At 45.6% G+C, this 10,693-nt stretch carries 7 protein-coding genes; 2 read left to right on the forward strand and 5 right to left on the reverse strand.

What is annotated here, in order from left to right; translation table 11 throughout:
- Positions 1–332 precede the first annotated feature (332 nt).
- Entirely contained in the window at positions 333–464 is a 132-nt protein-coding gene (locus QUA13_RS29800; protein ID WP_333002731.1) for a hypothetical protein, read from the forward strand.
- 362 nt (positions 465–826) lie between these two features.
- Here the strand turns inward: QUA13_RS29800 and QUA13_RS29805 are convergent, their stop codons facing one another.
- From QUA13_RS29805 to QUA13_RS29815, 3 genes are all read right to left on the reverse strand, one after another.
- Entirely contained in the window at positions 827–5,194 is a 4,368-nt protein-coding gene (locus QUA13_RS29805; RefSeq protein ID WP_333204375.1) for a plasmid replication protein, CyRepA1 family, read from the reverse strand.
- Between the two features lie 544 nt (positions 5,195–5,738).
- Positions 5,739–6,983, reverse strand: a complete 1,245-nt coding sequence (locus tag QUA13_RS29810; RefSeq protein WP_333046227.1) for a helix-turn-helix transcriptional regulator — start codon at positions 6,981–6,983, stop codon at positions 5,739–5,741.
- 383 nt (positions 6,984–7,366) lie between these two features.
- Positions 7,367–7,699: a DNA primase gene (locus QUA13_RS29815; protein WP_333204376.1), complete on the reverse strand. Its 333-nt coding sequence runs from the start codon at positions 7,697–7,699 to the stop codon at positions 7,367–7,369.
- A 767-nt stretch (positions 7,700–8,466) separates the two neighbouring features.
- Between QUA13_RS29815 and QUA13_RS29820 the strand changes: the two genes are divergently transcribed.
- The gene (locus QUA13_RS29820) at positions 8,467–8,790 is read left to right on the forward strand and encodes a transcriptional regulator (protein WP_015211729.1); all 324 of its coding nucleotides are present in this window, start codon (positions 8,467–8,469) and stop codon (positions 8,788–8,790) included.
- 528 nt (positions 8,791–9,318) lie between these two features.
- On the opposite strand, the gene QUA13_RS29825 is transcribed toward QUA13_RS29820, so the two are convergent.
- Together QUA13_RS29825 and QUA13_RS29830 are read right to left on the reverse strand one after the other, a co-directional pair.
- Positions 9,319–10,107: a hypothetical protein gene (locus QUA13_RS29825; RefSeq protein WP_333204379.1), complete on the reverse strand. Its 789-nt coding sequence runs from the start codon at positions 10,105–10,107 to the stop codon at positions 9,319–9,321.
- 139 nt (positions 10,108–10,246) lie between these two features.
- Positions 10,247–10,570, reverse strand: coding sequence for a hypothetical protein (locus tag QUA13_RS29830; RefSeq protein ID WP_333204381.1), 324 nt, complete (start codon positions 10,568–10,570; stop codon positions 10,247–10,249).
- Positions 10,571–10,693 lie beyond the last annotated feature (123 nt).

Here is a 10,693-nt window from a genome sequence, read left to right on the forward strand (position 1 = left end):
TAATAATTAAATGGAGTCGCAAAATCAAAAATAAGGGTAATGCTTGTATCACAGTTTAAATGTGCAACAGCTTAGTACATCGTTGATAGTTTGGATAGTCATATTAACAGAAAACTCCAAATCAAAATTTTCGCGGTAAGCATTGCTAACCTTTTTTAGATTGCAACAGTTGACAACATGGTGCAGCATGGCTACACGGGCTGAAAAAACGGATAATTAACTTCAGCCTTTTGGATGATTAACTGAGGAGAAATACACCTCCTCTGATAATTAATTCAAAGGCTCCGACCTGCTGTACGAGGATCTAAGCGGTTTCAGGAAAGCGAAAAGTTGTGTTTTCTTTCTTTGCGATCGCCTCGCGCGTGACGGGCGCCAATGCGAGGGGACAGTGGCGGGTGAGCGTTCAGTCGCCACAATTAGCACTCTCTGCGGAAAGTGGTTTCAGTAGCTCGCTTTGTTTGTAGGCCGGGTGCGGGAATTGTTAGTTCAGCTGTCTTCCACTCCGCGACGGTAGGCGCGGAGATAAAAGTTAATCAAAAATTAATCGGACATTACTGTCATTTCACCCATAACTTGGCACGCTAGATGGAACCATAAAATTGCACTAATAATGCCTGCAATGCTTAGAACTTCGTACCGCTGCTATAGAGGGAGCAAGCGCATAACTTACGTATACAAAAGCAGTAGCTTGCTGGAAGGATAAAGTGGCTACTGCTTTCGTTATGGGTGAAGTGACAATTACCGAATGAGCAACTTAAAAAGTATGTTGAGCAGCAGGCAACTCCTGAATAAATACTGAGCATCAATCGCGATCGCCATAAATAACTCATCCTGTCCCCTCTTCTGCAAGCTCTAAGCGGTGTGCGTAAGTGTTGACGAATTGCCCCGAAAACAGGGATTTCACCATTACCTGAGCCCCAGAAACAGCTCTAACGACATATTTCTGAACCTCACCGCAGAACCTCACCACCGAGCCCACTTTCAGCTCAGACGGTGCTATTTGGGGTACTTTTACCTCATAAGTGGGAATGACGTGATTTTCGGGTTCTATCGCCTGATATGAAGCTGCAACTCCCATCCCTTCTGTTGTTAATGTCTCTGCGGGTGCAGCTTCCACTCCGAACACTTGAGTAGCGTGAGCCCATTCCTCATCCAGAGGCGGCACACCCTCAGATATCTCTATATTATTATCAGACCCTGTGCCGACAGTTTTCATCTCATTTCCCACCTCATTAATCTGTTGAGGAAAACCAAGAGGCGGCACACCCTTTGATATCCCTATATCATTATCCGACCCTGTGCCAGCAGTTCCCACCTCATTAATCTGTTGAGGGAAATCCTGAGAAAACACACCCTCAGATATCCCCATATTATTATCCGACCCTGTGCCACTAGAAACCCCTTCTAAACACTCTCGTGCACCTTCCGCCGACACTGCCTCTTTATCCCGCTGCTGCCAAACCTCAAAAATCGCCTCCCTGCCATCCTGGGGAAACTCAAACTGGTAAACCCTAATACGTTTCTGCCGACCTTTAGCATCTCGTTCCTCCGACCTTTCTTGGCGAACTCGCCGCAAAGTAAAGCCCAGCTTACCCCTTAAAATATACTGCACCACTTCCATTGGCTTAGCATCAGGATGGATACTAATACCCAGAAAATCCTTAATATCAACACTGCATTGCTTCACTTGTTCCGCAAAAGCTATCACATCCGCGTCAGTCCCCCGGTACTCTCGATTAACATTAAACAATGACTTTATCCCCAACGCCTTCAAAGCTTCCACACTTGCCGTCAGCAAACGCAAATCTTGAGGACACACCTTTCCTTGCCCCCTTTCCAGATGCCCCGCCAAGTGATTTTTATCTCGAAATCTGACCAACTCCGGGTCATAAATTAAATAGTAATGTAAGCGAATTTGAGGCAGCCAGCCAGCATCATCCTTCAACTTAAGTTCAGGCGTGATGGGCACTCCATAAGTCTCTTGTAATTGATACTTGCGCTGCTGGTTTAGTTCATCACGAGTCTTAGCCCGTTTGTCCTTTAATTCTAAGTATTTAGAAAGAGTAATGTCAGAAGCATTATTAACAGCCTGCGCTTCTAACATTTTATTCTCTTCCTTAATAGATGTCGCTTCTGCACGGATGCAAGCTGCTACCGTTTCCCGGCTATCTAACTCCGACTTTAATTTGCGGTATTGCGACTCTAGTTCTTCCAATAAATCCCAATTTTGAGCATTGTTTGCTGCAAGCTGTCGTAACAGCAAAACTTTGAGTTCTTGTTGTAATTGATTCTCTCGACATAGCGAAACCGAATGCCCTTCAGCTTTTAAAGCTTCCCAAATTGCCTCCCTGTAGTTCCACATCCCAGCATTAATTCTCGCCCCCATTTTAGCCCAAGTCCGCAAGTGAATTGGGTCGTAAGCTTCATCAATGTCAAAATCCACGCCTTGCAACAATTTGAGATTGGTTGTGATGACTTTTTTTTGAGATTTGAGAATTGCTTGGTAACTCGAACTGCCATTGCCAAGTTTGCCCACACCAAAGGGCGCAGTCCAGACAAACCAAGGCACAGTTTCATCTCGAACTCGCGCTAGTGCTTGCAAAGCGTCATTGACAGCAATTGCTCCTTTAAAAATGCCGAAAACCGCTGTAAAATGATGGCGAAGGTCAATGCTAACTCCTGTGCCAATTGTGGGACTAGCGATGATGATGTCATAGTTTTGTATGAGCGTATTTAGTTGGTCAATGCAACCGTAAGCGGGATGATTGGGATCTGATACTGATTCGCTATCAATTCTGAGAATTCGCTGATGGGGAAAGCGTTTTTGCAGTTGTGTTTCAAGGTTGCGGCAAGACCAATTTCCTGTAACTTTTTGCGAGTCTTCTACAACCATAATGCGTGGTCGATATCGCTCTATAGGGTGAGATTCAGTAGGTTTTTTTGAGTTACCTTCAGTAAAGTTTATTGGGCTACATTTTGCGGTTGTTTCACAATCACACTTAGCAGGGTTTTTACAGTCATATTCACTAGGGTTTTCCGAAACATATTTAGCAAAGCATTTAGAGTCACATTCAGTGAATTTTACAATAGGACATTCACCAGAGGTTTTCTGATAATATTCAGGATGGCTTTTACAGTCACATTCAGTGAATTTTACAATAGGACATTCACCAGAGGTTTTCTGATAATATTCAGAATGGCTTTTACAGTCACATTGAGCAGGTTTTACAGGACATTGGCCAGAGGTTTTCTGATAATATTTAGCACAGATTTTACAGTCACAGTCAGTGCGTTTTACAGGATATTTATCTGAGGTTTTTTGACAATATTTAGCACAAATGTCCCTGTCATATTTAGCGCATTTTACAGGATATTTATCTGAGGTTTTTTGACAATATTCAGTAGGGCTTTTAGAGCCATATTTAGTACAGGTTATAGGAGAGCATTTGGCACGAGTGTTAAACCCATATTCAGCACAGGTTATAGGACAAAAATTGGCCCGGCTTTTTAACCCATATTCACCCCGGATTACAGGAGAACATTTGACATGGCTTTCAGAACTACATTCAGCAGGATTTTTACCACCAAATTCGGCACAGTTTAAGCTTATAGGACAGCATTCGGCACGGCTTTCAATGTCACAAGAAGTGACTTCTTGAGACAGAATTTGCTCCATCTGCACATACAGCGAAGCCGGGTTAGAAGTAGCAAAGAAAGTCACATCTCGCCCTCGTTTTGGCTGCCACTCGTTGATAACAACCCAAGGCGAAATAGGAATGCCTGCTATGGCTATTAAGTAGTCGATGCTGTAATCGGATAAATCGGCATCTTGGGCAACAACTAAGCCACCACTTGTCAAGACGTTGTGGATGAGTTCTTGCAGAGTTTGCAAGATGGCGACTCTGCGATCGCGGCAAGTTGAACTGTTTAAGGCGTGCCAGATGACTTGTTCGCACTCATCGATGATGACGATCGCGTTTTCCCAGTCTTCAGGATTAAAATTAGCTTGAGACAATGGGTGAAGGCTGTCTATGCACAAGCCGTATCCGAACAGTTTACCAAAGTCTGAGTCTCTGGTTTCGTCGATGTAGTTGATTCCTAAGCTGGCGCAGATCGCCCTGCCTAGTTGAATCCTATGGGTAATTATCAGCACGCGGCGATCGCCTGTGTCAAGGGATTGTGAGACTAAGTTGGTCAGGGCTTGGGTTTTGCCGGTGCCTTTGGGGGCTTTGATGCAGGCTAACCCGGACTCTGGATAGGGGAGTTTTCCCAGATAGCGAGAATTTAGCCTTAAAGAGGCGGGATAGGTTAAAAGCCATGATTCCCTAGCAAGCCAGAATTGGAAGCCTTGCGCTTCATTTTTGAGGGCGTTGAAGGCATCGGAGCCCTTCGATACCACGAAATCGTCAACGCCTTTTTCTGGCCCTGGCAGGTTGATGACTTTGACGGGGCATTTGGCGGCAGTGAACAGGCGGCCGAGTTTGCCAATTTCCCGGTTGACGTTTTGGATGGTTTGGCGTTTGCTGTCGCGGTCGAAGCAGATGTATATTTCGCGTTCCTCTGTGGCGAAGTGTTGCAGTTCGGGGATGAGGTAGGGGTCGCATTTCTCCCCTTGAGGGGTTTTGGTTCTGACACCACCTGTGACACCGGGGAGGGCGATGGCGGCGTAGCCCAGTGTGAGTAGGCATCCGGCTTTTTTTGCGCCTTCGACGATGATGACCGGGATGTTGTTGTCCCATACCCATTGCCAGAAGCCAAGTTGTCTGTCTGAGCTGTCGATGGGGACACCGTAGCGTTCTGCGACTTTTGCCCAGATGTGATCTGGGACTTGCAGGAAAAAGGCTCTGGTGGCGGTTTTGGGGGGGTGTTCGTATTTGACGGGTTTGATTTTGCCTTTGGGGTCAAAGGCATTTCGGGGCTGGTGGGGTTTGAAGCAGCCCCAATACATGGGTTGCCAGTTGTTGAGGGGGTCAAGACCATTGCACCACCAGCCACCAGCTTCGATGTGGCTGTAGTGCTTTCTGGCCCACCGCCATTGTGCGTCGGGGTGGACTCTGCCGGAGGCGGCGTTGATTTCGTACAGGAGGTAGGTGTAGGGGGTGTCGCCTGAGAGGGTTTGGACGTTGAGGGCGATGAGGTCGGGGTCTACGCCTGAAGCCAGCCATTCGGACAGGGGGGAGATGGGCGATGTCATTGGACACCCCCGGTGTTGGTCAAATGGAAGGGCAGCCGGAAGCGGTTAGGCGGGGTTGAGGGGGCTTTTCGTAGGGGTAGGGGTGTTTCTCTGGTGTCAGCAAGGCTGCGGGCAATTCCCGTGCGTTTGGTTTGACGGCAATGCTTCCAGCACCTCAGATAAATTTCTCTCGTCACGTTTTATATTGGGCAGAATTTGAAATCAATCCTTAGCCTGTCTGACTCGGCTGCTGTGGTTAGTGACACTCCGTTAAACTACTCAAACTACTCAGGAGATTTTTAGGCGCTGAAAGCTATACAGGACAAAGGTTTCAAATTTACAACTTTTCCGAATACCCCCTAAACTTTTCCGAATACCCCCTAAACTTTTCCGAATACCCCCAAAGTGTTTAGGCGCTGAAACCATTGTCAGATAAGAGATTCAAGCAAATTGGCAAATTTTTTAGGTGTTTAGCGGTTTAAACACTCTGCTGCTCAAAAAGCTAAAAAGACCCCCTGAATTGGGAGTCTTTCCGCTGGATGCAAGATGCCTTTTGGTTGGCTAGTTACTCATTTAAGCCAAGGTGACGAATTATCTTGGTTTTCAGGCTGGGCTTGATGGTATGTGGATAGCAGCCGTTTTCAATCTGAGATAGCTGGGATGCTGAAATCCCCAGCTCTTTTGCCATTGTTCTCAGGCTTTCTTCCATAGTTTTCCGAGCTTCTCTCACCCATTGACCAAAAGCTATGGGTTCGGTTAGGTTGGCTGCTGGCTGAGCTGACTTCTGCTTGTGGGCGGGTCTTTTGGGCGGTTGCGGTTGCTCTGGTTTTGGTTCGGGTTGTTGTGGGTGTTTGGGTAGCGCTTCTGGCTGGCGTAAAGTCCCGTTAAGTTGTAGCCAGGTTTCAAACCAGTGATGGGGCTTTTTAACTTGGCTGTTTGGATACGCCCAGTCAGGGACATCGGACTCGTAGTCAAAGAGGTAGGGGTATTCAAAATTTCCCAGTGTTTTCAGCCCTCGATCGAAGCTGCGCTTTAAATTCGAGGCAGTAACTCCGTTTCTCTTTGCTGTCTCTATGTCGTTCTTATACCCGATTCGCGTCAGCAGTGTTTCTATTTGATACCGACCGCTTTTGTGCTGTTGCAGGGCAAATAGGGCAAAATAAGCCAGTCTGAGAGCCATTTTTTCCTGGTAATAATCTAGTTTTAGCGCCTCGCTGGTAATGTAGCCAAATTCCCGCAAGTATTCGTGACCTGCAAATTTGTCAAACCATTTGCCAGGGCGATAAGTGATTTCAATATCGATCAAGGTGTTTTTTTCTTGATGAAACACCTCGGTAATTTGAAAAATCTCCCAGAGATTGGAGTGTTCAATAGTAAATATTTTATTGCGTATCCGCCAAGCTTTAACGGAAACTTCTAATCGTTTTAGCAGATATCCATGATAGGCTAAGGCTCTTAGTTTTTCTTCTTTAGAAAGGTATCGGGCTGGCTGGCTATTGGCGTCTCGTTCGGCTTTTGGGATGTAGTGTTTCTTTTTGTTATTCTCACCAAAGTCAGCTAGGAGTTTAGATGCTGATACTGTAATTTGCTCTCTCCCGACTTCGGGCTTGCGGAAGGCAATCATTGCCAGTGCATAGTGCAGTTTGAGGGTTTCTTCTCCGAAGTTCTGGGCGATAATTTCCTTGGCTTGATAGGCAATTTCAGCAAAGTCTGTTAGGTCGAAACGATCGCGGATTTGCAATTCCACTCGACCTTTGGAAAAATCTTTTCGACCATTCAAACTGGTTTCGCTTATTTCCCAGAAATCCATACCAGTGACTCCAGCCGTATAGATTGTATCTGTGATTGCACTACTGGGGCATTCTTCGTAGAATTTTCTTTGGCAGAGGCGGGGTTCTGTAGATGACTTATGTGACCGTTGCGATTGCTTTGGCTCCGCGTAGGAGCTGTTGCTAAGGTTATTAGAGTCTATATTAACCTCAAGGTTTTGATTATCGCAGATTTTCTTGCCAGACATGGGGGCGATCTGTCTCCACCTGTTATGGTCGGTCCATCGTGCTTGTCAGGTTGATGGGTTTGCTAATTACAAAGTTTTCTCGCATTACGAAGTAAATCGCTCTTCTGTGGGGCCGTTGCGATCACTCACCCAGTAGCGGCGGTGGCAGGGCTGGGGGTAAATGTCAGCGATCGCTATCAACTCTCCTCCGTCTTCGCGGTTTCTGAGTTCTTTTGCTTTTGCCAGTCTTTGATTGCCCTAATGACTACGTAAGCAGCGCCGTTGGCGGCAATTGGCGTACCGGTGATCAGTCCGTAGCCTTTGGGGTAGCAGCAGTATTGAGTGCCATCGGCTTTGTCTACCGTCCAGCCGTTGGTTACGGCTTCTTTCATTTGGGCGGGAGTCAGTGGCTTTTGCTGCCAGCCCGTGCCTTGAGGGACTTTCTTGCCGTCGAGCAAGCAGAGTTGCCAGTCTTGAGGAATCCGCGACAAGCCCTGGTACAGGCGGGTGCTTAGGTCGTTGTAGTGCATTTTGGCTCCTATTCCAAAGGGTAGAGGAAGCCGAATGTTGGAGCAGCAAATGTCTTAAATACTAAAAATTCTAAGACATACCTATTGATTCAGTGCTTCTAATGGTTTAATATGGAAAAACCATCAAGGCAGCTTTAACAAGTCGGCCAGAGATGTACCATCATCAAAAGCTGGCTCTAACAAGTCGGCCAGAGATGTACCATCATCAAGAGTCGGCTCCAACAATTCGGCCGATAGATGTGATGTACCGCCATCAAGAGTCGGTTAAGTCCGGTCGATGGAAGTACAGTCAAGAGTCTGCCCGATCTGGCAGTTAACTCTCTCGTCAGATGACAACTTCAGTAGGTCCGATGGCTATCGCTGTCAAACAGCCGTCGGTGTTTAATGTCTGGGAAGAGTCCAGTTCAGAAAAAAATCAGAATGGGGATTCTAAGGTTGTTTTTCTGTACAACTGTATCTCTTCCACTGGTAGAATAGCCTCACTTGCGATTCCGACTAGGATTAGGGTGAGGCAAAATTTTTAGAGGGTCTGATAAAAGTATTTATCATTTAACTAGCATATAGCCGAGTATAACTTTGATCAAGTAAAGAATTGTTACGTTTTGGGTCAAAGTATTAGTGGCTATCATTATCCCGTCTAAGGCTAGCGATTGGAGCTTAGATTAAGTTAGGCGAATCATACTATTGACTGTAAAACGAGTTATTCTGGTATAATACAGGCGATACAATTATGCCTGCGGCAACTCCTTAGCTATTAGAAAACAGGAATGTCAACGAAAGTAGAGGAAAATTTAGCGCTCGATAGTGGAATCCAGAAACGTCTCGGTCAGTTAATAGAGGCGTTGGTGGAGGATGAGCGCGTTGGTAGTTCTAGGGAACTAGGAAGGATTACAGGAGTTTCATTCAACACGCTGGTGAACTGGAGCGAGGGCAAAGCCGATCCCAGATTGCAAAAGTTAGTCCAGTTTGCCTATGCGATCGGTTGGTCTATGACAGAGTTGATGCAATATGCGGAAGGGGATGAAGATCCCTATGAGGCGATCGCTCGTAAAAAAAAAGCACGACAGCAGAAGTATCGGAAAGCATCTTAACAAGAGAAAAAGATCCATTTATTCAATATTTCAATGCTACGCTAACTGCCGAACAAATTCAGAAGCGCGACTTATTTTTACAGCGTATTAAAGCTGATTTATTACCGGATATAACATCCCGCAAAAGGCTTTATGTCTTGTTAATAGACAGCATGGCAGTTAAGGGTATTTCAGAATTAGATATCTTTGAAAAAATTTCCATTTCAGAGAAATTACTGTCGAAGATTCGGAATCTCGACATGGAATTTCAGTTCGGTCGTTCCTACTTAGAACAGTTAGCGCCCTATCTTTTTCAAGTGGAGGATTGGGAAGAGTTAAGACCTGTTTTTAAGGTGCCATACATCTCTTATCAGGGGTGGGTTGATAATCTGATTGAAGATTTGCAATACAATCGATCGATATTATGCAGATCTACCTCTAGCTTACGAAATCTTTAATAAACCAGAAGTTGTACAGCACAGTTTCGATGTTGAAAGACGAAGGCCAATGGACAATGCTAAAGAGGGTGCATTGATCGTGCGTAGATTACTAAGGTTTACGTGGATTTGAGTTTAAAAAATTCGAGTTGGAGGGAAGAGAAGGAGAAGGTGTTTGTGGTGTTCCAAACAATAATTCACGACTAATTCCTAGCTGTCCTAGTGAAATAACAACAGACATTGATAGATTAGTTTTTTCAGCAGCTTTAGCAATAGCTGTGCCATTTCGAGCTAGAGCGATGAACTCTCGAACTTTGAAGACAACGGGGTCATTGGGAGGCGTGTAGCCTCGAAGGATGGCAAGGTCTAATCCCCGTTCGATGTCGCTGAGTGCCGCCGTTCGATTGTCTGCTAAAGTTACGCTGGGTTCCTGCCCAGGCACTATCGTAGAGATGGCAATACCATTATTAGTAGGTTGCCCATTCTGGTGAACGACATTAAAGGTATAAAGGCGTTCAATTCCTTCTGGAGAGCGAGTTTTAACGAACAGGTTAGTAATGTTGGCTGTTGTAGCGCCAGGGAAGTGTAAGGGTTGAATCGGTTGGACAAATATGGTTTTAGCTTGGTTAGTTTTTAATTCAGCATCAGTGTTAAAGACGGCCCTGGAGGGATCTGCTAACCGGATGTAAATAATGACTTCACCAGTCTGGCTAAAATCAATAACGCTGGAACGGCCAGACCATACTTGAAGGTTGGTAGTTGTATTGATTGCTGCATCTCTTCCGACAATTTTTAGCGCTGATGTTTGAGCTTGCCCAATATTAACTGTACTGAATACAGTGGCAATTATTAAGGCAGGAGAAAGTAAAGCCAAACGAATTTTTCGAGTGAGTTTGTTCATGGTTATTTTACCTCCGTTATCTTTGCACTGTGACAAAGGCATTGACAAATACTGAAACTTGAGTTCCTTCTGGTACGATCGCCACGTTGCCTCGCTTCAAAAGTTCTTGGGCGTTGCGATCCGATCTTTCTGGCAGCCGTTAGGCAGTAGGTGTAAAGAATCCCTCTAAAGCGGCTGCTAAAATGTTAGGTTCAGACGAGGTTGTTGTTTTAACAGCCGTACTTCCAAAAAAGCCGCTCTGCTGGCTGAAAGTTTCTTGGGCGGGTCGATTAATTATTTCTCCTACCCGCCCCAAGCTGCCGAGAATTCCCACTAAAATATCAGCCTTGGCTATTTCAGAACCTCTGTCAAATAAACTGTCGGCAATGAGAGGTTGGTTATCGGTTCCGCGAACGATTAAGTATCCGGGAGGAATGGGGACTTGTTGGATGCGACCAGCAGAATCGGGGTAAACAAGCGCCACCACGCTTTGAGAAACCAGCCGGTTTCCGCGCGTGACATTTTCTACTTGATACCAATTTACTATGAAGTTGCACTTAATATAGCTTCAAGGATATAGTCCCAACCACAGAGGGATAAAACTTCT

The organism is Microcoleus sp. S28C3 (assembly GCF_036700785.1).
GTDB classification, from domain to species: Bacteria; Cyanobacteriota; Cyanobacteriia; order Cyanobacteriales; family Microcoleaceae; genus Microcoleus; species Microcoleus asticus.

Excerpts from the sequence above, each read along its gene's own strand:
- QUA13_RS29805 (WP_333204375.1), bottom strand. The coding sequence starts at position 5,194 with ATGACATCGCCCATCTCCCCCCTGTCCGAATGGCTGGCTTCAGGCGTA.
- QUA13_RS29810 (WP_333046227.1), bottom strand. The coding sequence starts at position 6,983 with ATGGATTTCTGGGAAATAAGCGAAACCAGTTTGAATGGTCGAAAAGAT.
- QUA13_RS29815 (WP_333204376.1), bottom strand. The coding sequence starts at position 7,699 with ATGCACTACAACGACCTAAGCACCCGCCTGTACCAGGGCTTGTCGCGG.
- QUA13_RS29820 (WP_015211729.1), top strand. The coding sequence starts at position 8,467 with ATGTCAACGAAAGTAGAGGAAAATTTAGCGCTCGATAGTGGAATCCAG.
- QUA13_RS29825 (WP_333204379.1), bottom strand. The coding sequence starts at position 10,107 with ATGAACAAACTCACTCGAAAAATTCGTTTGGCTTTACTTTCTCCTGCC.